We start from the raw sequence: 26,019 nt of genomic DNA, 5'->3' as shown, positions 1-26,019 counted from the left end.
TTTGCTCTTCCGTGAACCTTGATCGCTTCATTCTGTCCGTCCTTCGTTGGGCGGACTCTAGCTATTCCTGGAGGAGTTTCAGGGGGTCACGTCAGTTGACACCGCCTGCCCCGAGCTGTCGACGAGGACGTTGTACTCCTGCCAATTCTGCGCGTCAGTATGGAAGACAGCGCCCGCCAACAGTGCCCGGCCATTCAGCAGGGTCAGCTTGGCACCCGCCTCATATGTCCACAGTGTCTCGGCTCCGTAGCGCGTGAAATCCTCCGTTACCGAGACAGACGCGGCGGCAAGGTTGAAGCCTCCCGGAATCCACCCCTTGGCGACCGATGTATAAAGCAGCAGATTTTCCGTGGGCTTCCAGTCGATGGAAACACGGGGGAGCAACTCGGTAAAGGTTTGGCTGAGATCTTCGGCCGCGAACGCAAACTGACCAGCGGGACCAAGGTCGAGCGAGCCAGCCTGCTGGTTCAACGCGCGTTCGGCGCTTTCCAGCCGCAGGCCGCCACCTAACCGAACCTTATCGGCAATCGGCACGCTGACATTTCCAAACACGGCATAATCCCGCGATCGGCTGGTCTGCGGAGGGGCTGGGTTATAATCGGCCAGGCCTCCGGGCCCCACCAGGGTCAACAGGGTTTGCTGACGGCGATCGCGGTAGTGGTTCATTCCGACGACCCATTGCACCGGGTCGCCCCTCGCCGCCGAAAGCCGCGCCTCCATATTGACGAACCGGTCGCTTCCTAAGTCAGCGCCGGCGACCGCCGGCAGCGCGGTCAAGTCGATGTCGGTCCCGAAGGCGTCATCCGTGTCGCTGCGCCACGAGGCGTTGACGTCGAGCCGCGCGCCGCCGAGGTCGTAGTTCAGATTGGCACCGACCGTGTATTCGTCGCGCTCCGTGTTTTTTGGAGCGTCGTTAACGAGGCGATAGCGGCCGGGGGTCAGGCCGCCATTGAAGCCAGAATAGTTCGCATTGTAGACGTCCGGATCGATCGGGAGGAACTCCTGCTTGTAGAGACCCGGAGCGCGCTGGCGGAAATAGTAGCTGAGCAAGTCGATCGTGAGGCGTTCAGTGGGGTTCCATCGCAACTTGCCCTGAACGAAACTGTTTTGAAGGTATCCGGGCTCGCCGATCGACGATGCGATATTACGCAGGAAGCTGTCTGCCTCCTCGTGTGTGACGACCACCGATCCCGCGAGCGTACTGGTAAGTGGTCCTCCCGCCGCAAACCGCGCATCGATGCCCTCACCATTGCCGAAGAACGTTCCCGTGAGCGACGCATCCATCTCGAAACTATCCGTCGGCATCCGGGTACGAATGACGATCAATCCAGATTCGGTGTTCGAGCCGTAGAGCGTTCCCTGGGGGCCGCGCAGCACCTCAACCTGCTCGATGAAACCGAGCGATTGGTCCTGCACCTCCCGAAACGGAATCCCATCAACGTACACCGCCGCGCGATTGACGATGAACGGGTTCGATTCGATGCCGCGGATGGTGACGAAGGTGCTCCCGATCTGGCTCAGTTGATTGAACTGGACGTTTGGGACGTAATCATCGATGTCACGCACGCTTTCGATGCGGGCATCGCGGATGAAGTCTTCAGACAGGACGGTCACGGCGACCGGGGTGTCGGCCAATCGCGTGTCCTGGCGCGTTCCAGTGACGACGATCTCTTCCAAAACCGTCGACTCTTGCGGAGAACTGGTTTGCGCGTAAGCCGGCATCGCGGCTCCTGTCAGCAACAGGCCGGCAACCACAGATTTCATCAAAGCACCCCATCAATGCGAACCCTCGCAGCTAATCGGGTTACAATATTACATCAACGACGCGGGCTTTCGGTAAGCGGCAAAGGCTTTCGGCTCTGAGCAGCACCACCAGACCACTCGCGCGGAGATACGCCGAACTGGCGTTTAAAAGCCGTCGCAAAGTGAGCCGGCGTATACCCGACCCGGTACGCTGTCTGGGTCGCGCCGTAGCCGCTCCGCAGCAGGGATGCGGCGGCGGCCAAGCGGCAGTCAGTGAGATAGGCGCCAATCGTTGTTCCGAAACTTTGACGGAAAGCCGAGGTCAGGGTCCTCGGACTGCATTTCAGTCGAGCGGCGAGACTGTGGATGGTGAGAGTCCCGGCAAACTCGACATCGACGATCTCCCGCGCGGCATTTGCCAAGCTTAGACTCCGTGACGATTCCAGTGTCTCGGAACTCGTTGCGAGGCACTGTTCCAGCACCGCGAATAGTGCAAGCGAGCGACCTTCGATAGCGAGGTCGCGCGCCGTACCCTGAAACCATTCGTCAATCGGCGCCACGAGCGCCGCGACTATTCGCGGCGGAATCCTCTCAACCCCCATGCACACGTTATCGGGAATGGCTGCGAGACAAGCTGGCAGATCGTGGTCCGCCAAAGTTTGCCAGTCGATCGACAGCCCCGCCGAACGGAACTCACCTGAAGACACCGCCGTGCGCAATCGAATTGGCTCCCGGCTGCTCAAGACCGACAATCCGGATCGAGCCAGTGAAAGCTCACCGAAGGATGTTTGACTTGCCATCGACGGTGCGAAACCACAGCTGATGTGAAGGCCGGCTGGGATCTCGGCCTCGTAGTTGACGCCGGAGAAGTTTCGACCCTTGGACAGATAGAATGTGCCCGACGTGGAGGGGTGCCGCGCGTGCTGGGTTGCGCCGCCCGCTGCCCGACTGACTTTCTGTATCCACTCGTCCTTCACGCCTGGAGCTATAGGCGATCACTAGTCGGTCCGCTAACTATTCCAAGATGACGAGATCGTTCGCAGCACCGCCCCAAGAACAGGCGGCAAGATTGGCGTCGAGACCCGCACCGTATCGCCCTACGGATCCCAGGGCTTCATTTCGCTGGTCTAGAACGGTTAGTTTTTCTCGCGCCGAACGATATTCCGCACAGGCGGTGTCCCGGTCGCCGGCGGCTCTGGCGATGTTCGCCATTGTGACGTGTGCCAGCACTAAGCGGTTCGACCGCGCGGGTGTCGGGTTTCGGCGCAGCACGTCTTGGTGCATCGCGATCACGCCGCGCTGGAGGGCGATGGCTTCGCTGTGCCGCCCGTCCGCGCTCAGCGCCTGAGACCGGGCCTGCTGCACGTTCGCGGCGAAGGCGCGCAGTCCATCGTCGTTGCTCTCGATTTGCAGCAGCCGGTCGAGGATGCTCGACGCCTGGTCGAGGAAGCGGCGCGCCTGTCCGGCGAGCGCGGGCGATTGGGTGGCGGAACTGTAGCCGACGTTGGCGTTCCAAGCCAAAGCATAGAGGATGTTGGGATCGCCGGGGTTCGCGCGCTCAGCTTCGCGAAAGAGCCTCTCGGCTTCCAATAGATCGGCCACCGCGTCATCGGGCTGGTCGAGGAAATAATGGTGGATGCCGCGATAGTAGCGTGCATAGGCGCGGTCGAGGGATGCGTCTGAGCTGTCCCGCATGGCCGCCGGCCATTCCGCGATTTCCGCTTCAAGAAGGTCGGACAGGCGCGGCATGTCGTCGAGCGAGGCGGTCAGCGTCGTCATGTCCAGTTCCGCCTTGCGGACATTCCGGCGCGCCATGTGCCAACGCCGGTCCCGTGCGGCGGACGGCACGGCGGCCAGAACGGCGTGCGCCTCGACGAGGCGCGCGGCGGCGGCGTCCGTCTTGGAGTCGATGTGCCCTAGGATCATCGCCAGCGACGCCTGGGCTTCGGCGAGGTCCGGCGCGGAAGGCTCTCGCAGGTCGCGGATCATGCCGATCGCGCGCTCCAGGTTGGCGCGGGCGTTTTCGAACTGGCCGAGATGCGGTCGGTCGGGAACGCCTTGGGCGCGGGCGAGCGCGATGAAGCCGCGTGCCGCCTCCAGCTTCAGCGCGTCGTCGGCGCCGGGCGAGGCGGCGAGCGCGGACAGATAGCGGCCGGCTTGCTCGGCCAAGTCGGCGCGCGCCTTGGTCGAGCCCGCGATGCGCTCCAGCTGGCTGTTGAGGTCGAAGATCATGTAGCCGGCCAGGGCGCGCACTTCCTCGAACCGCTGCTCCTCGGCGACACGGGCGCGCTCGGCGCGGCAGTAGGAGACCAGCGCGACGATCAGCGCGGCGAGGATCAGCGCCAGCGCGACGGCGGCGGCGGTGACGGGCCAGCGGTAGCGGCGCACGAATTTGCCGATCGCATAGCCCCGCCCGCCATTGCGGGCGGTGACGGTGCGGCCGGTGGCATGGCGGTCGAGATCGTCCATCAGCGCATCGACCGAGGCGTAACGATCGGCGGGGTCGAGCGCGGTGGCGGTGGCGATGATCGCCTTCAGGTCGGCGTCGGGCGCGTGGTCTTCCACCAGCACGTCGAGCAGGCGGCCCAGCGAAAAGACGTCGCTGAGCGTGGTGGCGCCGACGCCCGCCATGCGCTCGGGCGCGGCGAAGCCGGGCGTCAGGCTGAGGCCGGCGAGCGAGGGATAGGGCGAGGACGCCGCGCCGTCGCCGCCCTCCGCCTCGGGCGGCTTGGCGATGCCGAAGTCGATCAGGCGCGGCGCGCCATCGGCGGCGACCAGCACGTTGGACGGGGTGATGTCGCGGTGGACGATCAGATTCTGATGGGCGAAACGCACCGCGTCGCACACCTGACGGAACAGCGCGAGGCGCGCGGGGATGCCGAGCGAGTTGTCCGCCGCCCAGTCGGTGATCGGGCGGCCATCGACATATTCCATGACGATGTAGGGCTCGCCCCGCTCGGTCGCGCCGCCGTCGTGAAAGCGGGCGATGTTGGGATGGACGAGGTCGGCCAGCGTCTGCCGCTCGGCCAGGAACCGTTGGATCAGCGCGTCGGACAGGACGCCCGGTTTGACCAGCTTGATCGCGGCCTGATGGCGGAAGTCGTCGGATGCCCGCTCGCCGAGATAGACCGCGCCCATGCCGCCCTGGCCGATGCGGCGGACAATGCGATAGGCGCCGATCCGTTCGGGCAGCGGCGCGTCTACGCTGGCCTGCGCGCCGCCGGTGTGGACCGCGACGGACGCCGCCCGGTCGGCGGCGAACAGCGACAGGACGCGGTCGGCGAGAGCCTTGTCGGCGCCGGCCTGCTGCATGACCCAGGCTTCGCGGGCGGCGGCGGGGCGGTCCAGCGCCGCCTCGAACAGGGCGAGCGCGCGCTGATCGAGCGAACGGTCGGTCATTCCGGGCGCTCCTGCATGGCTTGCATCAGCCAGGCGCGGGTCGAGCGCCAGCGGCGCTTCACGGTTGGGGCGGACTGGCCGGTGACGGCGACGATCTCGTCGATCGTCATCCCGCCGAAATAGCGCATCTCGACGAGGCTCGCGCGGTCGCGGTCCCAGCCTTCGAGTTCGATGAGCGCGGCGTTGAGATCGAGCAAGTCCACCGGCGGCGCCTCGGCGCCCATGCCGGTGACGAGGGTCACGCGGTGATGGTCCCGCTTTTCCGTCAGACGCGCGCGGGCGTGATCGACCAGCACCTGCCGCATGACGCGCGCAGACAACGCCAGGAAGTGCGCCTTGTCGCGCCAATCGATCCGCTCCAGCGGGATCAGGCGCAGCACGGCCTCGTTGACCAGGTCGCCGCTGGACAGAGAGCTATGGCGCTCGCGGCGCAGGAGAGCGGCGGCGACGGTGCGAAGTTCGTCATGCGCCAGCGCGAACAGCCGGTCGCCCGCCGCCGCGTCGCCCGCCTGCCAGGCGTGCAGCAGTGCGCGGCTATCCTCGTCCCCGGCGATCCCGTCCCCGTCCCCCATAGTCGGGATGCTAGCAAGACGCGGGCCGCGCGGGAAGCTTTGGCGCAAACGCGGCATCGGGCGGGCGCTCATCGTGCGAGCCGGGCAAAGCAGAAGGTGGCGTCGTCGCGGCTGGGTCCGTCCGCCTTGTGCGCGAGCCATGTCGGCAGGGCGCCGGCTTCCACGGACGCCGCGCCGTAGGTGAAGGCTTCGCGACAGGCGAACGACTTCGACACGCCATCAGTCGAAACGGAGACGAAGTCCGGCGTCTCCTCGGCGATGTGGAGGCGAAAGCGCGACAGCGCGTCGGACTGGCACAGCGAATAGGTGCGCTCGCCGTCCAGACCGTCGTCGGGCAGCGGGCGAACGATCCGGCGCGCGCCGAAGCCGAGCAGCGCGTCGCCGTCGCCGATCTGGACCACGACCGTCCGGCGCCCATCGCCGGCGGCTGCGACCAAAGTCGCGCCGTAGGGGACCATTGGGCCGCCGCCCAGCCGGGCGGTCACCAGGTCGAGCAGATTGGGGTTGTCGGCGGCATAGGCGCGCACCGCGGTGCGCCAGTGGTCGAGGATGGATGTGGGGATCCGATGCGCGTCGGCGCCGTCGCGCGCCGCGATCCAGTCGGCCAGCACCGCCGCCGCCGCGTTCACCGCGAAGGCCGCGCCGATCGCGGAGCGATAGTGGATCGGGGAGCCGTGGCCGTCCGCCACGGCGATGACGAAGCAGTCGCCCTCGGTCCAGGCGTGGAAGGCGTCCTGATTGTCCTGCCCGGCGTCAGCGTGGCGCGCGCCACGCGCGGATGCGCCGGCGACGCGCCAGAAGGACGAGGTTTCCCGCGGCGCGACAGGGGTTGGGCGGCTCAGGGCGACGGTTGGACTCAAGCGAGTTACTCCAGCGCGCAAGTGCGCTCGACCCTGACAGGCGCGATCGTCGGTCAAAACGGATCACCCCAATGATCCGTTTTTTCAAAAATCACGCCTCTCTCAAATGACCCCCCGGTTTTCGCGGTGGTCAGGAGAGAGAAAGGAAGGATCGATGAACTTCGATGAACTGCCCCCGTCGCAGTCACACCGTCTGCTGCCGCTCGGCGAGAGCCGGATCGAGACGCGCGACGGCCAGCCCTGGCTGATCGTCACGGGCGAGGCGCCCTGCGCCAACATGGAGGTCGCCCTGCACCCCTACTTCTACATCGAGCGGCCCGACTGGTGGTCGATCGAGCTGGTGGGGAACGTGCCGGGCGGCTTTTGCCTTGAAGCGATCACGCCCTACACCGTCGCCCGACCGCTGCGCGGGATCACCGGCCACAAGGGCATCACCGTGGTCGGCGCCGACGAAACTCGCAACCACGCAATCCAGGACGACTGACGTCGCCCGATCGCATCTGCAAATCACAGGAGAGAGACATGACAAACAGTCACGATGCCGATGGCGGCTATTCCACCCGCAAAGTCGAAGGCGGCTTCGATCTGGAGTTCAACGGCAAGGTGGTGATGCACCTGCGTGGCGAAGACGGAAGCCTGACGGCACAGGCCCCGACCGGCCTCGCCTCGTCCGATGACGACAAACAGCGGTGTTTCGACAACTGCTTCGCGAACTCCGACCAGACGGCCGGTGCGGCGAAAGCCTGCGCGAAGAAATGCGGGCTGGAATAAATCCCGGAAACGCGGGGCTTTCGACGGGGTGCGAACTTTTTTTCGTGCCCCGTCATTTTTTTTGATCCGTTTTCCGATCGATCCCGCCTCTCCGGGGTGAGGCCGCATTTTCGCGGTTGGCGAAACCGCGTCCGGGCGGCGCAACAGGGAGAGAGACATGGGTCAGGGGATCGTCGCGGGGATCGCGCGGGCGCGGTCGGTTCGAGCGCGGATGCTGTTGGGCGGCGCGTCGGCGGTGGCGATGCTGGCGGCGGGGCTGGCGGCCAGCCCGGCGACGGCGCAGCAGGTCACGCCTGGAAGCGCGCAATGCCCCGTGGTCGATGGCGTTGTGACGTGCAGCGGCGATATCCGCAGCGGCTTCAACAGTGGTTTCAACGATTCTCTTCGGCGCTTCGTATTCCGCGACTTGACCCAACCAATTCAGCCGCCCAATCGTGCCAACGGCATCACGATCAATTCCTCGCGTCCGGATGTCGAACTCGATTCATCGGTTCGAGTAGATATCAATAAGACACTCCGCGAGTCCGGCTACGTCAGCGCTCTCTACTTGGGAGGTGGGGCCAACACGGTCTTGAACAACGGCTCGCTGACAGCAAGGGGTTTCGGAGACACGGTAGGGATCTACGTGAATGGCCGGAGCCGGGTCGGTCAGCCACTCGCGATCGTCAACAATGGTACGATCGATCTCCGGACTACTGCGGGAGATAGCGGGACCACCAACTACTTGAACTACGGAATCCTAGCCGAGCAGGCTGAATCTCTCACAATCCGCAATGCTGGTCTGATTGATGTTGCGGGAGTGCGTGGAAGCGCTGGCATCCGGGTTACCGACAACGACCTTGGCACCTCAATCCCGTCAGTCCTTATTGAAAATACGGGGACGATCCGCAGGGCAGATTTGGATTTTGCTTGGAACGCCTCGATACGAGATGAGAATCCCGACGCGATCGCAATCGTTCTTCCGTTCTTCAACGATGTAACAATTCGAAACTCCGGCAGGATCGAAGGCGGTGAAATTCTTGTCCAACGAATCGACCGAAGCGGCACTGCGACTACTGCCAACGGCAGGATTTCGATTGATAACAGCGGTGACTTGGTAAATTCAAGAATCTGGGTGGAGGACGCCAATGAACTCAACCGGCGGCGTGTTCAGAATTACGATATTCAGATAACGAACACAGGAACGATTGAGAATGGGGGGATAAACTTCCTACACACATTCCGAGCGGAGGGGAGTGATCTGAACGTCCGCATTTTGAATGACGGGAACATCACTAATCGCCCTAGTACCGGATTATTTGGTCCGGCTGGCTCGACCCAGCAAGCCATCTTTGTCAACACTGAGGCGTCGTCTATATCCGATCCGCGCGAAAACGTGGAAGTTATAAATCGCGGAAACATCACGATATTCCCTACGGCGCAAGGCACGTCCAATATTTCGAGTGCGGTTGATTTACGTGTTCTAGGGAATCTATCGCTGCTGAATGAAGGTTCCATCAATAGTGGGAGTAATCCAGCAGTTCTGGCAGCCGCTTTTGGCCAGAACAGCCTCGTCAAGGTTTTAAACCGAGGTTCCATAGATACTAACGGCGGCGATTCGGCGTTTTACGGCTTGCAAGCCTCATCACGAGCCGGAACCGTTGATCTTTCCAACAGCGGCACAATCAGCATCGCTAGCACCCGAGCCAATCCCCGTATGTTCGACGGTGACGTGGATGGCACCCGCTATACATTCTACTATGGGCCGAGCGGTCGAGCAGGCCTGAGCGCATTGAGTCAGGTAGATATAGCCCTTCAGTCCGATGGCGACATCACAGTGGCGGGCGCTGATAGTGCAGGAATTTATTTCAAGTCTATCAGTTATAGCGAAGCGAATTATCAGGATTTCCTGAGCAGAGGAAATTTGCCAGCTGGCTATTCGCGAGACGCAGATTTAGGAAGCATCGTTTCAGTTAACGTCACGCGAAACATCACCGCTTCCGGAAATGCTTCATTCGGCATATTCGGAGTGCTTGGGCTTTCGCAAGATAGGCCCAATTTTGCGAGGGGAGAGTTCGCAGTTGATAACGATGGAACCTCAAGCGTAATCGCGGTTGCGCCCGGCGTGACCATCACTGGAGGCAGCGGCATGGGGTCCGGCATCTACATAATGGGTGCTGGTAAGATGACGTTGAATAATCAAGGTTCCATCGCGAGCGCGGGCAGCGCCGGCACCGGCGGCGTGCTAATCGGCGATACTCTGTTCTCCGGGGATGCTACGACACCGGGAGAATTTTTCGTCGCTCCTAACCTCCGCCTGCACCTAGTCGACAGCGTCAACACCGGCAGCATCATCTCGACCGGCGGCTATGGCGTTCGTGTCGCCAATGGTGGTTTGCTAAACTTCCGCAACGACGGTCTGATCCGGGGCGGTGAAGGTTCGATCGGCGCCAGCCATACCAGCCAGATCGTCAACGGCGGATCGGGGATTCTGGACGGCCGCATCGCGCTGAATGGCGCGGGAAGCGTGCTGACAAATCACGGAGCGATCCAGGTTTCGTCGCCCGGCTTCGTCTCGCACACGATCAACGGTGACTATACACAGAGCGCGAGCGGCCTGCTGTCGCTACGCTCCGGTGCGGGCGGGCGCGATACGTTCAACGTCACCGGGGATATGGTGTTCGACGGCCAGCTGAGGCTGGCTCTTGGAGCACCGTCCAGTTCGGCGCTCATCAATGTCGGGGGCAACCTGACGCTGGGCGGCACGCTTTCCGTCACGGACGCGGGCGGGTTCGGTGACGGCGTGTATCGCATCTTCAACTATGGCGGCACGCTGACCGACAACGGCATGACGCTCGGGCCGCTTCCGGCAGGGGCGAACGGCAACATCCAGACGGTGTTCGCCGGACAGGTCAACCTGGTGGTCGGGCGCGGCCTCCAGTTCTGGGATGGGGGCAACACCACCGCGAACCTGGCCGTCGATGGCGGATCGGGCGTCTGGAACAACACCACGACCAACTGGACGCGCAGCGAAGGCGATGTGAACGAGGCGTGGCAGGGTCGCGGCGCGGTTTTCCAAGGAACGGCGGGCACCGTGACGATCGCGCCCGAGGGCGTGTCGGCCAGCGGCCTCCAGTTCGCGGTGAACGGCTACACCCTGACGGGCGGTGTGCTGACGCTGGCGACCCCAGCTTCCGTGCGCGTCGGCGACGGCAGCGCGGCCGGGGCTTCGATGAGCGCCACCATCGCCAGCGTCATCGCGGGCACGTCCGGTCTCGATAAGACCGACTTCGGCACGCTGATCTTGTCGGGCACGAACACCTATACGGGCGGCACGACCGTCAGCAGCGGTGTTTTGCAGGTGTCGCGCGACGCCAACCTAGGCGCGGCCTCGGGAGGGGTCACGCTGAACGGCGGCACACTGCGATTCAGCGCGGAGGGCAGCTCGGCGCGAAACTTCACCGCCGGGGCATTGGGCGGCACGCTGGAGAACGCCAACGCCCTGCTGCTGTCCGGCGTGATCGACGGCGCGGGCGCGTTCCGCAAGATCGGCGCGGGCAACCTGATCCTGACCGGCGACAGCTCCGGGTTCGGCGGCACGTTCAACCTGGCCGCCGGGGCGATGCGGCTGGACGGTCAGCTTGGCGGGACGCTGAACGTCGCCTCCGGCACGCGGCTGAGCGGCGCGGGGACGCTGCGGAACGCGGTGATCTCCGGCACGGTGAACCCCGGCACGGGCAACGGCATCGGCACGTTGAACGCCAGCGGCAACGTGACGTTCGCGGCGGGCTCGACCTATGAGGTCGACGTCACCGTGGACGGGCGCGCCGACCGGCTGAACGTGACGGGCACGGCGACGCTCCAAGGCGGCAACGTCTCGGCGTTGTTCCAGGGCACGAACAACGATGCCTGCGGGGCGTCGATCACCTCGACGATCCTGACCGCGCAGGGGGGGATCAGCGGCACGTTCGCGGGGGTCAGCACCAACTACGCCTTCCTGACCCCGACCCTGAGCTACGACGCCAACAACGTGCGGCTGACGCTGGCGCGCAACGCCGCCACCTTCACCGAGCGCGGCGTGACGGCGAACCAGCAGTCGAGCGCGGCGGCGGCGGAGCGGCTGGGCTGCGGGAACGCGGTCTACAACGCGATCATCCCGCTGGAGGTCGACACGGCGCGCTACGCCTTCGATCAGCTGTCGGGCGAAGCGCACGCCAGCGCGCGCAGCGGCCTGCTCGACGACAGCCGCTTCTTCCGCGACGCCATGCTGGCGCCGGGCGAACGTCGCGGCGCCTGGGGCAACGTCTACGGCTCGTGGGGCCGGATGGACGGCGACGGCAACGCCGCGCAGGTCAAGCGCGACGGGACCGGCCTGTTCGCCGGCGTCGACGTGCCGCTGGGCGAGACGTTCTCGGCCGGGATCGGCGGCGGCTACAGCCGTTCCGACTATGCCGTCGCCGACCGCGTGTCGTCGGCGGAGGTCGAGAGCTGGCACCTGGGCGCGCGCGTCGGCGTGCAGGCGGGCGGGTTCGACCTGTCGGCCGGCGCGGCGATGGCGTGGCACAGCTTCGACATGGAGCGGGCGATCGTCTTCCCCGGCTTCAGCGAGACCGCCTCGTCCCGCTATGACGGCGAGACGCGTCAGGCGTTCGGCCGCGTGGGCTATGCGATGCGCCTGAGCGACGCGACGGCGGTCGAGCCGTTCGCCGAGGTCGCGTGGGTCGAGGTCAAGACCGACGCCTTCGCCGAGACCGGCGGCGCGGCGGCGCTGTCGGGCCGGGCGGAGACGGACGACGCGGTGTTCACGACGCTAGGCGCGCGCGGATCGACGCAGGTCGGCGGGCTGAGCCTGTCGGGCCGGCTGGGCTGGCGTCACGCCTTCGATCTCGATCCGGCGCGGAGCCGCGTGTCGTTCGCGGGCGGCGACGCCTTCACCGTCACCGGCGCGCCGATCGCCGAGGACGCGCTGGTGGTGGACGCCGGGGCCGAGTTCACCTTCGGCCGGGGCGCCCGCCTGAGCGTCGGCTACAGCGGCCAGATGGGCGACGGCGTCCGCGATCACGGCGCACGCGCGATGCTGCGTGTTCCGTTCTGAGGAAAGGACGGCCGCTCGGCCGTGAAATGAGCGATGCCCTTTGATATCCGCCAGCTTCGTTACGCGATCGCGGCGGCCAATCATGGGAGCCTCTACAAGGCGGCCCGCGCGCTGGACGTCGAGCAATCGACGCTCAGCCGCGGCATCCTCCGGCTGGAACGATCGCTGGGCGCGCCGATCTTCAATCGCTCGCGGGCCGGCGTGACGCTCACTCACGCCGGCATCGCCTTCATTCAAAGCGCGACGCCGCTGGTCACGTTGAGCGATCGGCTCGTGGCGATCATGCGATCCGCCGGTCAAGGCCGGCTCGGCGGGCTGATGCTGGGGCACAATGGGTCGATGTCGGCCGGCAACCTGCGCGCCACCCTGCTCGGCTGGCGCGACGCGAACCCCGACGTGGACGTGGATGGGGTCGAGGCCGATCGGAGCGTGCTGCTCGCCGGGCTGGACACCGGCGAAATCGACGTGGCGATCCTGATGGGCGCGGCCGCGCACAACGGTTTCCGGTGCGAACCGCTGTGGAGCGAGCGCGTCCTTGTCGCCCTCCCCGCCAGCCATCGACTGGCCGAGCGCGACATCGTGCAATGGACGGATCTTCGCGGTGAACAGTTCCTGTTCACCGTCGCCGACCCGGGACCGGAGAAGCGCGACATCCTTCTCGGTAAGCTGGGCTCATCGGGCTGCACGCCCGCGATCCGGATGCACCGCGCCAGCCGCGAGACCATCCTTAGCATCCTGGGCGGCACGACGGCGGTGACGCTGGTTTGCGAGAGTTCGACGGGGGCACGCTATCCCGATGTCGTCTATCGCCCGATCGACGGCGAGCAAGGCCAGGCCCTGATTGGTTATTCGGGATGTTGGCGCGACGACAACGCCAATCCCGCGCTGCGCCGGTTCCTCCAGTTCATCAAAAATCGCTACGCGCTGTCTTTTGAGATCGCGTCACGAATGAGGTAAAATGGCGGGCGTCATTTGGAGTGCATCCGATGCAGAGCAGTAAAGCCGTCATCGTTGCCGCGATCGTCTGTCTCATCGTTGGTTTCACCGCTGGGTTCGTTCTTCGCCCGGTCATCGCACCGCCGACCGCGACCGGCGAACGCGCGCCCGGCGTCGTCAGCGCGTCGGCGTCGAGATCGTCGGAGCCACGAGGCGTCCAGTATTTCGAGGCCAACATCGAGGAGGCGCGGCGCGTCGTTGCGGGCTGCACCCACGGCTCGATCCGGGGCGGCGAGTGTGCGAACGCCGAACAGGCCATCGTCACCGTCGACTCCGCCGAGCGGCGTCGACGTTTCTTCGATCGGTAGTCCGTCGCACTCAGCCGCTTTGCGGTCGGCGATTGCGGACGAAGCCTCGATCGCTGCCCATGAACCGCGTCAGCATCGGTGCGATCAGCTTCTCCGGCGGGATCGCGTCACCGCCGGATTCCGCTGCCAGCGCCGCCGCATAGGCGGTGAGGTCACGGTGGACGTCGGCGGGCAGTTCGACCGTGATCTTCACCGGACGGTCATCGACCAGCGGCCCGAGTTTCAGCTTGGTCATCGCGGCGTTCCTATCGGTTCGAGAATGAGGTCGCGGGTGATGAGCACGCGCAAGGGGTGGCCGGGACGGATAGTGAGCGTCGGCTGCACGTTGAGCTGCCGCCCGACTACTTGCTGGCCGGTCTGATTGATCGTGTCCTGAGAGCCTCGGCGCAGCGCCCGGATCAGGTCGTCGTCGCTGTCGCCGCCGAGTTCCGTTCCAACGCCGAGCAGCGTCGAGATGGCTGCGGCGCGCAGAAGGCGTCCCCAATGCTGGTTCACTCGGTCCTGTAATCCGGTGTAACCCGAAGCGTCGGTCGCGGACTGACGCTCCAGCGTGATCGAGCGTCCATCGGGCAGGATCAGCCGATCCCAGGCCAGCAAGACGCGGCTCTGCCCAGCGTCGATCTGGCTGTCATATTCGCCGATCAGGCGCGCGCCTTGGGGGATCAGCAAGATGCGGCCAGTCGGGCTGTCATAGACGTTCTGCGTCACCTGCGCGGTGATCTGCCCCGGCAAATCGGAGCGGATGCCGGTGATGAGCGCGGCAGGGATGATGCTGCCGGCCTGCACGATGTTCGGAGATGCCGGAGCGCGCAGCCGCTCGGCACTGACCGTCTCACGATTTGTAGGCCGCGACATGAAACCTCCACCCGGCGTGGTGGTCTGATTGGATGCGCTGCTCGATTGCGCGGCTTGAAGGCTAGCGAGGTCAAGGGCTCCGCCGGGTGACACCTGCTGGGGGTACCCGGCTCCGCTGCCAGACAGAAAAACGCTGCTGGTGCGTGCGGCGTCGCGCTCTTGCTGGGCACGCTGCATGGCCGCTTCTCGTGCTTGCGCGGCAGGGTCGGCCTGCACGGTCTCGCCGCCGATAGGCGGCACCGGCACCTCCTCGCCGCGCTGCTGGGCGGACAGGATCGGCCCACCGAGGTCGCCGGGAAGCGGCGGGCCGAGGCGGGGCGCCTGCGCGTAGTCGCTTGGTCCCGATGTGATGGTCTCCGCCGTGGCCCGCCCCTCGGTGTTGTAGAGTTCTTCGGTTTGGCGCTCTCCGGCCGGGGTGAGCGCGTAGATGAGCGACCCGCCGATCCCGAGGCCGGCGGCGACGCCCAGCACCGTCAACGCCCTGCGTGACAGGCGCATGACCGAAGGCGGATCGCCGCGAAGCTGAAACGGGCGAGGATCGGCCGGCGGCTCCGGCGCATCTTCCGCGACGCTGGGGAAGTCAGTGTCGGTCACGACCGCCCCCTCCGGCCCTCGTCGCGCACGATGCGGACGCGCTGTGCGCCGCGTCGGTCGCCCAGGCGTAGTTCGGCGACCTCGAAACGGCGGTCCACCACCATGTAGCGACCCTGAACGCGGTAGTTGACGAGTTCGGCGTCACCGGCCGCGCTGGTGATGAACAGCGGCGGCATCTCCCCCTCGGAGATCCCAGCCGCAAACTCGATGAACACCTGTCGCCCATCATCGAACACGCGGACGGGCCGCCACGGCGCCCGGTCGCCCTCGATGCGATAGCCGAAGTTCAATGCGGCCGGATCGATGCCGGCCGCGACCGGCTGGGCCGCAACGGCCGCCTCGCTGGCCGCGCGCAGGGCGATGAGCTGATCTTGCGGATAGGTCCAGGATACCGACGCCATATAGGTCGAGGGCGTCGCGCGCAGTTCCAGATGATAGGTCCGGCGATCGGTGTTGATGACCAGGTTCGTGGACAGGTCGGGGCGGGTCGGCTTGACGAGAATGTGGACCCGCGCGGTCGCGCCCGTGCCGCTGATCGTGTCCCCAATGATCCAGCGGACGGTGTCTCCGGCCGCGACCGGACCCGGCCCAACAAGCTGCTCGCCTTCCTGCAAGGCGATGTCCGTCACCTGCCCCGGCGCGGTATAGACCTGATAGAGCGCGCCCTCGGTCCAGTGATATTGCTGGATGGCGTTGAGGAAGCCGTCGCGCACGGGCTGGACGCGCGCGGCGTCGTTCGCCGCGCCGATCCGCCGACGCGGGTCTGACGCCTCCGGCGTCCGACTGGCGGTCGCCGGTGCGGGCATGAGCTGGCCCGGCAGCGGGAGCGGCTCCGCGATCACGACCACCTCGACAGGGCGCGACGGTTCGGCGGCGGGGATCGCCATGATTTCGAGCGGCGGGCTGGACGTGGCTGGCGAGGCCTTGGCGAACGCGGCGCAACCGCTGAGCACGGCGGCCGACGCCAAGACGATGGCCTTGCTGGCCGGACGATGCGTCATTGGGAAAGCTCCTTTGACCAGTTGAGGGCGTTGACGAACACGCCGAGCGGGTTCTTCCGCAGGGCGTCCGGGGTGCGAGGCGGCTGAACGACGACGGTGAGGATCGCGGACCATCGCTCGGTCGTGGTTAGCGTGCCGTCGGTGTAGCGACGCTCGGTCCAGGCGACGCGAAAGCTGTCGGGGGACGCGCGGATGACGCTCGATACGTCCACGGCGACCTGCACTCGTCCGACATTGGCGAACGGGTCGTTGGCGCGGGCATGATCGTTCAACGCGATGGCCCCACGATCCGTGGTGAAGTCGTAGGCCCGTAGCCAGTTTTGCCGAACGACGACGGGATCGGCGGACAGCCCGCGAACCTGTTCGATGAACCGGGCGAGGTGGAACGCGATCTGCGCGTCGGTCGGTCGGTAGCCAGCCTCGGCAGGCGCGACCGCCTGGGCCTCGCCGAGCTGATCGACCTGCACGACCCACGGCACGATATGTCCCCGCGCCGATTGCCAGACCAAGCCGCCAGCCAGCGCGCCGGACAGCGCGAGCGTGCCGAAAAAGGCCAGACGCCAGTTGCGCGCCTGCACGCGGGCGGAGCCGATCCGATCGTCCCAAGCCTGCGCGGCGCGCTGATAGGGCGTCACCGGCTCGGGCGTCTGGCCGTAACGGAGAGAGGGACGTCGAAACATCGGACTTAATCCTTTTGGCTGAGATCGACCGACGCGCCGCTGCCGCCGCCGTCGCCGGAGCGCAGCGTGTGGGCGGCGGTGGTCGCACTGTGGGTCATGGACTGGCGGCGCTTCATCGCGGCCGCCCAGCCTGGCGCACCGGCGGACGCGGTGTCAGCCGGAGTTGAAGCGGGCGCCGACGCGCCGCCGGTGATGCTGCCGCCCGTCGCTGAAACCGCCGCCCGCGCACCGGAGCGGTGGCTGTCCTTCAAGGACGACGCCGCGCGGCGCAGCGGCGAAGCGGCGGCGCCCATCGCGGCCGAGCCGACACCGCCTGCGCCGCCGGCCACGGCGGACGCCCCGGTCTTGCCCGCCGATCCGAGCGCGTAGGCGCTCTGCGCGCCGCCGGCGGCGAAGGCGGCGCCTCGCGCCGTTCCAGCCGCCGCGCCGGCAATGGCTCCCGCGCCAAGCCGAGCGGCGGCGACCCCGCCGACCAAGGCGCCGCCAGCGGCGAGCGCGGCCCCGGCGGCGGCGCCTGCTCCGAGCGCGGGACCGCCCGAGACGATGCCGTTGGCGACGCCAGGACCGAAGATGGCGAGGCCAAGCAGGCTGAGCGCGGCCAAGGCGATCGCCATCACCTGTTCCATGTTCGGCTCCGCACCGACCGCAGCATTGGTGAACTGGCTGAAGAGGGTCGTGCCGATCCCGGTGATGACGGCCAACACCAGCACCTTGATTCCGCTGGAGACGACGTGCCCGAGCACACGCTCCGCCATGAAGGCCGTCTTGTTGAAGAAGGCGAACGGCAGAAGGACGAAGCCGGCCAACGTGACCAGCTTGAACTCGATCAACGTCACGAACACCTGGATGGCGATGATGAAGAAGGCGAGGACGACGATCACCCAGGCCAGCAGTAGAAGCAGGATTTGGACGAAGTTGGTGAACAGTCCGATCGGGCCGATCAGTTCTTCCGTCGCCGCGAGCATCGGGTCGGCTGCATCGAGGCCAGTGGCCGCGATCATTCCGGGCCGCATGAAGTCCGCGATCGTCATCGCGCTGCCGCTCGCTTGAAGACCGAGGCCCGCGAAGCTCTGGAACACGATCGTCGCCAGCGTGCCGAAGTTGCCGATGATGAAGGCGAAGACGCCGATGTAGAGCGTCTTCTTCACCAGCCGCTGGATCACGTCCTCATCGGCGCCCCAGGCCCAGAACAGACCAGCGATGGTGAGATCGATGGCGATCAGGGTGGTCGACAGGAACGCGACCTCCCCGCCCAGCAAACCAAACCCGCTGTCGATGTAGTTGCCGAACACACCCAGGATGGTGTCGATGACGCCGGTGTCGTTCATGGCAGTATCTCCCGCCCGAAGAAGCGGCGGCGTTTGGCTTCCCAGGCCGCCTCGCATCCGCTGTCGGGCATGGTGATGGTGCGGCAGCGGCGAAGATCGACGGCGGGCGTTTCCAACGCCGCCGCGACCGGCGCGGACGCGGGCGCGACGGGTTGCGCGGGCCGGGTCACGGACACGATCGCCACCGTGAGCATGAACCCGGCCAGCGTAGCGACGCTGGCGATCTTTGCCGTGCGTCCCATGTCAGTTGCGCGTGCGGAAGCGGCGGAACCGCTCGCGGCCCTCGGCTTCGATCGCGGCCTGGCGCGCCGACTCCAGCGCCTGCGCTCGGCCCTGCGCGGCCAGCAGGGCTGTTAGATCGGCGAGCTGCTGGGCTTGAAGGGCCACAAGCTGATTACCGGCTTGGGCCGCTTGCAGAGCGCCTTCGGCGGACTGGCTCGCGCCGACCAGCCGATCGAGCGTCGCGCGCGAGCCGTCGATATTGCCGACGACGCCGGCCTGAACGCGAAGCGCGTCCTCGAACGCCCCCACGCTGTCGGCCCACCGCGCATTGGCGTTGGCGACCATCTGGGCGTGGCTCCCGGTCAGCGCCGAACCCCGGTAGCGGCCCTCGAACGCCTGGCGAACCTGCTGCACATCATAGGCGATCCGCTGCGCCTCGCCGAGAAGCTGCTGAGTGCGCTGGACCTGCTGCTGGAGCTGGCGCAGTTCGCTCATCGGCAGGGAGGCGAGATTGCGCGCCTGGTTGGTCAGGCTCGCGGCTTGCTGCTGGATTTGCTGGACCTGATTGTTGATCTGCTGGAGGGATCGCGCGGCCGTCAGCACGTTTTGGGCATAGTTGCTGGGGTCGTAGACGACGCCGCCAAGTTGCGCGTGGGCGGGCGTCGCCACGGTCAGTCCGATCCCGCCGCTGATGGCGATCACGCTCGCCATGACGGCGGCCCGGAGGATGTTGGTGGTCATTGGTCAGTCTCCTGCTGGCTGGGGAGTAGAAGATCGATCGCCCAGGCGGAGCCGCGATGGCGCAGCCACTCGGCCGCGAAACCGGCCGGACCGTGCTCGTTGACGATGTCGGCGATGCGAAGCTGGTCCGCCTTCGAGGAGGCGGCGGCGAAAGCGAGCGCGACTTCGCCCAGGCCCAGCTCAAACAGCCGGTTTCCGTGGCGCGACTGACAGTAATAATCCCGCTTGGGCGTGGCCCGGCTGAGGATTTCGATCTGCCGCTCGGTCAGGCCGAACCGCTCGTAGATCGCCGCGATCTGCGGCTCGGCGGCCCGATCATTTGGGAGGAAGATGCGGGTGGGGCAGGACTCGATGATCGCCGGCGCGATGCTTGACGTCTCGATGTCCGCCAGGCTCTGCGTGGCGAAAACCACGCTGGCGTTTTTCTTACGCAGCGTTTTCAGCCATTCGCGAAGCTGTTGCGCGAAGCCGGGACTGTCGAGCACCAGCCAGCCCTCATCGATGATGATGAGCGTGGGCGAGCCGTCGAGGCGGTCGCCAATGCGATGGAAGAGATAGGACAGGACGGCCGCCGCCGACGCGGCGCCGACCAGCCCCTCCGCCGACCTCGGCATCACCCTGCCCGCACCCGCCAAGGCCGTGGCCAACTACGTCGGCTTCGTGCGCACCGGCAACCTGCTGCACATCTCGGGTCAGCTGTCGAACGACGCGTCTGGCGGACTGAAGGGCACCGTGGGCGTGGACTTGACGCAAGACCAGGCGGTCGAGGGCGCGCGCCTGTGCGGGATCAATCTGCTGGCCCAGATGTCGGCGGCCCTGGACGGCGATCTGGACCGGGTGGTCCGCGTCGTGAAACTGGGCGGTTTCGTCCAGGCGGGACCGGAGTTCACCGCCGTGCCCGCCGTCATCAACGGCTGCTCGGACCTGATGGTCGAGGTGTTTGGCGAGGCCGGTCGCCATGCCCGTGCCGCCGTCGGAGTCTACAAGCTGCCACTCGGCTTCGCCGTCGAGGTGGACGCTGTCGTCGAGGTGAAGTGACGGATCAGGCCAAGTTCGAAATCCGGGTCCACGACCGGATTGCCGCGATCGGACAGCCGGCCTGGGACGCCTGCGCGGGTCCTACCGGCGATCCATTCGTCGCTTACGATTTCCTGCACGCCTGCGAAGCCTCCGGCAGCGCGGTTCCGCGCGAGGGCTGGGGTTCGCGTCACCTCAGCCTGCACGATCCCGACGGGGCCGTGATCGGCGTCATGCCGCTCTATCTGAAGGGCCACAGCCAGGGCGAATACGTCTTCGACCATTCCTGGGCCGACGCCTATCAGAGGGCGGGCGGGCGCTACTATCCGAAACTGCTGGGCGCCGTGCCCTTCACCCCCGCGACAGGGCCGCGCTTCCTCAGCCATCCTTCCGCAGACGGCGGGACCGTTCGGCAGGCGCTGATCCAGGGCGCACTGCAGCTCTGCGAAACCAACGGCGTCTCCTCCCTGCACGTCAACTTCCCGACCGAGGCGGAATGGCGCGACATGACGGCCGCCGGCATGCTGCCGCGCCAGGACATGCAATTCATCTGGACGGACCGGGGCTACCGGACCTTCGACGACTTCCTGGCCGCCCTGTCGTCCAACCGGCGAAAAACCATCCGGCGAGAGCGCCGCGACGCCCAGGCGGGGCTGGATATCCGCGTCCTGACGGGTGGCGATATCGAGGAGGCGCACTGGGACGCCTTCTTCGCCTTCTACATCGATACCGGCAGACGCAAATGGGGACGGCCCTATCTCACACGGGACTTCTTCAGCCGCATCGGAGCGACCATGGCCGACCGGATCGCCCTGGTCATGGCCTTTCGGGAGGGGGTGCCGATCGCCGGGGCGCTGAACCTGATCGGCCGCGATGCCCTGTACGGGCGTCAGTGGGGCACGCTGGACGACGTGCCCTTCCTGCATTTCGAGCTCTGCTACTACCAGGCCATCGAATTCGCCATCGGCCGCGGCCTGTCGCGGGTCGAGGCGGGGGCGCAGGGCGAGCACAAGATCGCGCGCGGCTACCTGCCCACACCCGTCTATTCCGCGCATTACATCGTCGATCGCGCGCTGAGGGATCCAGTCGCGCGGTATCTGGCTCAAGAGCGGACGGGCGTGGAGGCCGAGATCGACGTCATGACAAGAGAGCTCAGCCCCTACCGCGAGGTCAAGTGACCGAAATGGTCAAGATGCAAGCGCGGGCGCGCCGCCGTTGAGGACAGTGCGACCGGGCATCCGTGCCGCTGCCAAACAGGCCGACTAGGCGGGTCCCTAGGGGGCCAGTCCTACATGCTTGACGGGATCAGAGACGGAAGCCGCGCTCTGCGCCGTTTTCGAACTGTCTGGACCGGACGATCAACTCCCTAGCTCACACCTTACAACGCGAGGGCAAGAATCGGGATTGCATCCCGCGCTTCAACTTGAGACCGTCGGGTCATGGAGTCCAAGAGGGGTGACGAGGTCAGACTGTTCATCGACCGTGATGAGGTCGGCGAACTCTGGCGCTTCGCCGAGTCCGTCAAGATCGTCAGCCCTGACAATCGCCAGCCTTTGATCGAGCATTTCCGGCTCCTTCAGCGACTCTCAGTCAAGGCGGGTGACGAGACCTGCCATCTCTCCCTGCGTCCTCTGGCTGTCGGGACGAACGACTTTGTCGTCGAGACGCTGTCCGATGCCGCCGATGTGCAGGAGGCGATGAAGCGGATCGCCCGGGCCTACAATCTTGTTCATGGCGGCCATTACAATCGCGTGGAGTCTCGCAAGGGCCGGTTGGCGTATGTCATCGATGACCGTGACTTCCCCTATGCCTTTCCGACCGACTCTGTCGCAGCCTATGCCACGCTGGAGGGGGTACTGATCTTTCTTCACGCCATGGTGTCGTTGGTGGCGGGACGCGATCTGACGCCCATGCTCAGAACCGTTCGAACCCGCCGACCCCGCCGCACGGCACCGGACGGACTGCTGGCTTTCTGGACGACGACGGTCCGCACGCGGAGCGATGCCTATGCGCTGGAATACGATCTGGAGACGGGGCAGGTGCCTGTATCGCTGACCAAGAGGTCCGGTCGGGCGGTTGACGTCTATGCCGCGGTCGAGGCCATGATCCGGACCCGGGAACAGGCCGGAAACCCGACGGACTTTCTCCAAAGGGTCTCGGACGCTATTGCCGCGGGGGTCGATGACCAGGCCGAAGCGGCGCGACGTCTGGGCGTCAGCGTGGCCACCTTGAGGCGCAGACTGGCCGACAGTGGGACGCGGTTCCGGGATCTGCGGGCCAGAGGCCTGAATGAAAGGGCCAAGCAGATGCTGAACCGCCATCGGCATCCGCAGGACATCGCCGAGACCTTGGGGTTTTCCGACAGCCGCAGTTTCTCCCGCGCGTTCAAGGCCTGGAACGGCGTCACGCCTTCAAACTGGGCGCCATCGGTGAGCGAAAATGTCCTGAGCGATTGAACGCCCCGGTCGTGGACCCTGTCGGGCTGCGCTTCCATGATCCTCTCCAACGCCGACTGAGATCGGCGGTCGAGAGGGACGGAAACAATGAGGATCCATAGGGGAATGATTTCGCGCGGGCGGTCGATCCGGCGAGATCGCGTGACGATGCGAACGGCGATCCTGGGGGCCTGTTCGCTGGCCACGCTGGCGATGGCCGCACCGAGCTGGGCCCAAGAGGCAGCCCAGGCCCAGGCGGAACCCGCGCAACTGGACGAGATCGTGGTGACGGCGCGGCGTCGATCCGAATCCTTGCAAGACGTGCCCGTGGCGGTCTCGGCCTTCAGCGAGGAACGGCTGTCGGACCTGCAGGCCGACGACATCTCAGGCATCCAGTATTCGGTACCGAACCTTTATCTGGACAAAGGCGACGGGGCGAACGCCGTCGTCTATCTGCGCGGCGTCGGGCAGAACGACTCGCTCGCCTTCGCCGATCCGGGCGTGGGCATCTATGTCGACGACGTCTTCATCGCCCGGTCTCAAGCGGCCTTCCTCGAATTGTTCGACGTCGACCGGGTCGAGGTGCTGCGCGGACCCCAGGGGACGCTGTACGGTCGAAACACCATCGGCGGCGCGGTCAAATTCGTCTCCTCCCCACCGCCCGCGACGCCCGGGGCCTATCTGGAGGCGGGGGTCGGCAACTACGATTCGCGCATCTTGAAGGGCCGACTAGGCGGGCCGCTGATCGAGGGCGTGCTGAACGGCAAGGTGGCCTTCGCCTATTCACAACGCGACGGGTTCGCCGAAAACTTGATCGACGGTCAGGATGACGGCGACCAGAACAGTCTGGCGGGGCGGGTGGCCCTGGACTGGACTCCGACGGACCGGCTGTCGATCCTGGTCAGCGCCGACGCCAAGCGCGATCGACCCGACACCTCGCGCAGTCCGGCGCGCGAAACCGCGATCACCGGCGTCGGCCCCGGGGGCGCACTGGTCACCTATCCGGCGGCGAGCGATCCCTACCGGGTCGACGTCAACGCCAACGGCCTGTCGGACCTAACGGCCTACGGGGCTTCGGTCACCGCCCGCTATGAGGCGTCGGACGCCGTGACGCTGGAATCGATCACCGCTTGGCGGGACCTGGATTTCGACTTGAACCTGGACACGGACGGCTCGCCCCTGCCCATCCTGGACATCCTGCTGCTGCAGGAACAATCCCAGTTCAGCCAGGAACTGCGCGCCACCTACGACGACGGCGGGCGGTTCAGCGGCACCGCGGGGCTCTATTATTTCCGCGACGAGGACACGACCTTCTCGGGCGTGGACAACGGGTCGGCGACGATCTTCGGCTTCCCCGTCACCCTGTTTGGCTTTCCCAGTTCCAGCCTGGCCCAGACGGATCAGGTCACCAAGTCCTGGGCGGTGTTCGCGGACGGATCGTACAAGATTTCCGACACCCTGACCCTGGGCCTGGGCGCGCGATACACCTCCGAAGAGAAGACATCGGCGCGTCTGTTCGAGAATTTCTTCGATCCGACGGTGTCGGTCATCCGGGCCACCCCGCCCTTCCTGGCCGGTCGTGGCGTCGCGGGCACGCCGATCGAGGGCGAGGCGGACTTCGACGCCTTCACGCCCAAGGTCTCCCTTTCCTATCAGCCGAACGATGACCTGCTGTTCTACGGATCGGCCGCGCGCGGCTTCAAGAGCGGCGGGTTCGACGGGCGGGCGACCACCGACTTCGCCTTCAACGCCTTCCGGCCGGAGTACGTCTGGAGCTACGAGGCCGGGGCCAAGACCAGCTGGATGGACGGGCGGCTGACGTTCAACGCGGCCTATTTCTACAACGACTACACCGATATCCAGGTGACGAGTTTCGGCTCCGATCCGGTGACCGGGGTGTTCGTCAGCCTGTTCACCAATGCGGCGGCGGCCACCATCCAGGGGCTGGAGTTCGAACTGGCGGCTCGCCCGACCGATCAACTGACCATCAATGCCTCGTTGGGTCTGCTGGACGCCGAATATGACGAGTTCGACATCCTGGTCGGTGGGGTGGCGACCGACGTCAGTGATCGGGCCCTGGTCAACAGTCCCGACGTCAACGCCAGCTTGGCCGTCACCTGGGAACAGCCACTCAGCGACCGGCTGGGCCTGGTGCTGCACGGGGACGCCGGATACCGCAGCGACCTGGCGACCGAGATCACCGACTCTCCCGTGCTGCGTCAGGACGCCTACACCCTGCTGAACGCCTTCGCGGCCCTGCGATCGACCGACGGGGTGTGGGAGGTGCGCGCCGGGGTGCAGAACCTGACGGACGAAGCGGTGCGGGTCCAGGGCTTCAACCTGGCGGACTTTCCGGGGGTGCAGCTCGGCTTCTACGCCGCGCCGAGGACCTACGACCTGCGTCTGATCTGGCGATACTGAGCTTCGTCGCCATGCTCGATCCCCAGTCCCGGGCCCTGCTGCAGGCCCTGAACGCCATGATGCGTGAAATGTCGATCGGCGACCCCGCCGACCCTGCGGGCACCGCGCGAATCCAGGCTGCGGCGATCTTCAAGGCGCTGGCCGGTCCGTCGCCACACGCCGGCGGCGTGATCGTCCGCGAGATCACGGTCGCGGGCGGCGCGGGCGATCGGCCGGCCCGGCTCTACCGGCCACAAGAGGTGGCGGAGGTGCCCGCGACCCTGGTCGTCTTCTTCCATGGCGGAGGCTGGTGCGTCGGCGATCTGGAGAGCTACGACGGGCTGATGCGCGCTCTTTGCGCTCTGTCGGGCGCGGTCTTCGTCAGCCTCGATTACCGCCTGGCGCCCGAGCATGGCTTTCCGGCGGGGCTGGAGGATGCGCTGGCCGCCACGCGATGGGCCGCCGATCAGGCGCGAGGACTGGGCTGCGATCCGGATCGGCTGGTGGTCATGGGCGACAGCGCGGGCGGCAATCTGGCGGCGGTGGTGGCGCAGATATCAAAGGCCGAGGGACCGCGCCTGGCCGCCCAATATCTGCTGTACCCGGTGATCGACGGCAGCCGCCCGCATGCGGCCTATCCCTCGCGCATGGCGTTCGGAAACGGCGACCTTTTCCTGAGCCGGGACGCCATCGCCGGGACCCTGGCCTGGTATCTGGCGGCGGGTGGCGGCACGGCGGAGGATCCCAAGGTGTCGCCGATCAATGCCGCCGACCTGGCGGGTCTCGCCCCGGCCTTCGTTCTGGTGGCGGCCTTCGATCCCCTGCGGGACGAGGGGCTGGCCTATGCCGAGCACTTACGTGCCGCAGACGTGCCCGTCACGACCGATACCGCCGAGGGGACGATTCACGGCTTTCTGACCTTTGGCGATCTGGACGCCTGCCATGCGGCGCGGCGGCGGATCGCGCAGGATCTTCGTCTGCGGTTCCGCCCGGACGCAGACTGACATCGATCCCGCCGGGCGA

General features: G+C 66.2%; 22 protein-coding genes and 1 pseudogene. 10 read left to right on the top strand and 13 right to left on the bottom strand.

Annotated features, from left to right (window positions below; all coding sequences use genetic code 11):
- Positions 1-78: 78 nt before the first annotated feature.
- The 5 genes from ABIB58_RS13665 to ABIB58_RS13645 all read right to left on the bottom strand — a co-directional run bounded on the left by ABIB58_RS13665 (position 79) and on the right by ABIB58_RS13645 (position 6,574).
- A complete protein-coding gene (locus tag ABIB58_RS13665; protein WP_354041579.1) occupies positions 79-1,764 on the bottom strand; it encodes a TonB-dependent receptor in 1,686 nt (561 codons plus the stop codon).
- 53 nt (positions 1,765-1,817) lie between these two features.
- On the bottom strand, positions 1,818-2,720 hold the full coding sequence (locus ABIB58_RS13660; protein WP_082064535.1) for a helix-turn-helix transcriptional regulator: 903 nt from the start codon (positions 2,718-2,720) through the stop codon (positions 1,818-1,820).
- A gap of 37 nt (positions 2,721-2,757) precedes the next feature.
- Entirely contained in the window at positions 2,758-5,142 is a 2,385-nt protein-coding gene (locus tag ABIB58_RS13655) for a serine/threonine-protein kinase (protein WP_265150689.1), read from the bottom strand.
- Positions 5,139-5,714: an ECF-type sigma factor gene (locus ABIB58_RS13650; RefSeq protein WP_045811929.1), complete on the bottom strand. Its 576-nt coding sequence runs from the start codon at positions 5,712-5,714 to the stop codon at positions 5,139-5,141. The genes ABIB58_RS13655 and ABIB58_RS13650 overlap by 4 nt, the downstream gene beginning before the upstream one ends.
- 68 nt (positions 5,715-5,782) lie before the next feature.
- A complete protein-coding gene (locus ABIB58_RS13645; protein WP_167954239.1) occupies positions 5,783-6,574 on the bottom strand; it encodes a protein phosphatase 2C domain-containing protein in 792 nt (263 codons plus the stop codon).
- Positions 6,575-6,728: 154 nt separating this feature from the next.
- Here ABIB58_RS13645 and ABIB58_RS13640 point away from each other — a divergent pair, with 154 nt between their 5' ends.
- From ABIB58_RS13640 to ABIB58_RS13620, 5 genes are all read left to right on the top strand, one after another.
- Entirely contained in the window at positions 6,729-7,058 is a 330-nt protein-coding gene (locus ABIB58_RS13640) for a hypothetical protein (RefSeq protein WP_167954238.1), read from the top strand.
- A gap of 38 nt (positions 7,059-7,096) precedes the next feature.
- Positions 7,097-7,345, top strand: a complete 249-nt coding sequence (locus ABIB58_RS13635) for a hypothetical protein (RefSeq protein ID WP_167954237.1) — start codon at positions 7,097-7,099, stop codon at positions 7,343-7,345.
- Between the two features lie 157 nt (positions 7,346-7,502).
- Positions 7,503-12,419 carry an autotransporter domain-containing protein gene (locus ABIB58_RS13630; RefSeq protein WP_354041570.1) on the top strand — a complete coding sequence of 1,639 codons (4,917 nt, stop codon included), beginning with the start codon at positions 7,503-7,505 and terminating at the stop codon, positions 12,417-12,419.
- A gap of 33 nt (positions 12,420-12,452) precedes the next feature.
- Positions 12,453-13,376, top strand: a complete 924-nt coding sequence (locus tag ABIB58_RS13625) for a LysR family transcriptional regulator (RefSeq protein WP_167954235.1) — start codon at positions 12,453-12,455, stop codon at positions 13,374-13,376.
- 20 nt (positions 13,377-13,396) lie between these two features.
- Complete coding sequence (locus ABIB58_RS13620) at positions 13,397-13,723, top strand: hypothetical protein (protein WP_502909771.1); 327 nt, start codon at positions 13,397-13,399, stop codon at positions 13,721-13,723.
- Between the two features lie 10 nt (positions 13,724-13,733).
- On the opposite strand, the gene ABIB58_RS13615 is transcribed toward ABIB58_RS13620, so the two are convergent.
- From ABIB58_RS13615 to ABIB58_RS13580, 8 genes and pseudogenes are all read right to left on the bottom strand, one after another.
- Complete coding sequence (locus tag ABIB58_RS13615; protein WP_167954234.1) at positions 13,734-13,958, bottom strand: DUF2274 domain-containing protein; 225 nt, start codon at positions 13,956-13,958, stop codon at positions 13,734-13,736.
- Positions 13,955-15,172 carry a TraB/TrbI/VirB10 family type IV secretion system protein gene (locus tag ABIB58_RS13610; RefSeq protein WP_265150693.1) on the bottom strand — a complete coding sequence of 406 codons (1,218 nt, stop codon included), beginning with the start codon at positions 15,170-15,172 and terminating at the stop codon, positions 13,955-13,957. Before ABIB58_RS13610 ends, ABIB58_RS13615 begins: the two co-directional genes overlap by 4 nt.
- The gene (trbG, locus tag ABIB58_RS13605; RefSeq protein WP_167954233.1) at positions 15,169-16,173 is read right to left on the bottom strand and encodes a P-type conjugative transfer protein TrbG; all 1,005 of its coding nucleotides are present in this window, start codon (positions 16,171-16,173) and stop codon (positions 15,169-15,171) included. The genes ABIB58_RS13610 and trbG overlap by 4 nt, the downstream gene beginning before the upstream one ends.
- Positions 16,170-16,853: a conjugal transfer protein TrbF gene (trbF, locus tag ABIB58_RS13600; protein WP_167954232.1), complete on the bottom strand. Its 684-nt coding sequence runs from the start codon at positions 16,851-16,853 to the stop codon at positions 16,170-16,172. The genes trbG and trbF overlap by 4 nt, the downstream gene beginning before the upstream one ends.
- 5 nt (positions 16,854-16,858) lie before the next feature.
- Entirely contained in the window at positions 16,859-18,181 is a 1,323-nt protein-coding gene (gene trbL / locus ABIB58_RS13595; protein ID WP_167954231.1) for a P-type conjugative transfer protein TrbL, read from the bottom strand.
- Complete coding sequence (trbK-alt, locus tag ABIB58_RS13590) at positions 18,178-18,423, bottom strand: putative entry exclusion protein TrbK-alt (RefSeq protein WP_167954230.1); 246 nt, start codon at positions 18,421-18,423, stop codon at positions 18,178-18,180. The genes trbL and trbK-alt overlap by 4 nt, the downstream gene beginning before the upstream one ends.
- Position 18,424: 1 nt before the next feature.
- Positions 18,425-19,144 carry a P-type conjugative transfer protein TrbJ gene (gene trbJ, locus ABIB58_RS13585; protein WP_167954229.1) on the bottom strand — a complete coding sequence of 240 codons (720 nt, stop codon included), beginning with the start codon at positions 19,142-19,144 and terminating at the stop codon, positions 18,425-18,427.
- A pseudogene (locus tag ABIB58_RS13580) lies at positions 19,141-19,746 on the bottom strand (TraG/VirB4 family ATPase); the annotation flags it as partial. The pseudogene ABIB58_RS13580 and the gene trbJ, both read right to left, overlap by 4 nt.
- Positions 19,747-19,783: 37 nt before the next feature.
- On the opposite strand from ABIB58_RS13580, the gene ABIB58_RS13575 reads away from it, so the two are divergent.
- The 5 genes from ABIB58_RS13575 (at position 19,784) to ABIB58_RS13555 (ending at position 26,000) form a co-directional block, all read left to right on the top strand.
- Positions 19,784-20,182: a RidA family protein gene (locus ABIB58_RS13575; RefSeq protein ID WP_265150694.1), complete on the top strand. Its 399-nt coding sequence runs from the start codon at positions 19,784-19,786 to the stop codon at positions 20,180-20,182.
- On the top strand, positions 20,179-21,339 hold the full coding sequence (locus ABIB58_RS13570) for a GNAT family N-acetyltransferase (RefSeq protein WP_265150695.1): 1,161 nt from the start codon (positions 20,179-20,181) through the stop codon (positions 21,337-21,339). Before ABIB58_RS13575 ends, ABIB58_RS13570 begins: the two co-directional genes overlap by 4 nt.
- A gap of 261 nt (positions 21,340-21,600) precedes the next feature.
- On the top strand, positions 21,601-22,617 hold the full coding sequence (locus ABIB58_RS13565; RefSeq protein WP_265150696.1) for a helix-turn-helix domain-containing protein: 1,017 nt from the start codon (positions 21,601-21,603) through the stop codon (positions 22,615-22,617).
- A 147-nt stretch (positions 22,618-22,764) separates the two neighbouring features.
- Positions 22,765-25,017, top strand: a complete 2,253-nt coding sequence (locus ABIB58_RS13560; RefSeq protein WP_265150791.1) for a TonB-dependent receptor — start codon at positions 22,765-22,767, stop codon at positions 25,015-25,017.
- Between the two features lie 11 nt (positions 25,018-25,028).
- Positions 25,029-26,000: an alpha/beta hydrolase gene (locus ABIB58_RS13555; protein WP_265150697.1), complete on the top strand. Its 972-nt coding sequence runs from the start codon at positions 25,029-25,031 to the stop codon at positions 25,998-26,000.
- Positions 26,001-26,019: the final 19 nt, after the last annotated feature.

It is taken from the genome of Brevundimonas sp. UYEF29, from assembly GCF_040546195.1.
GTDB lineage: Bacteria > Pseudomonadota > Alphaproteobacteria > Caulobacterales > Caulobacteraceae > Brevundimonas > Brevundimonas huaxiensis.
This window is presented reverse-complemented; position numbering and strand designations above follow the sequence as displayed.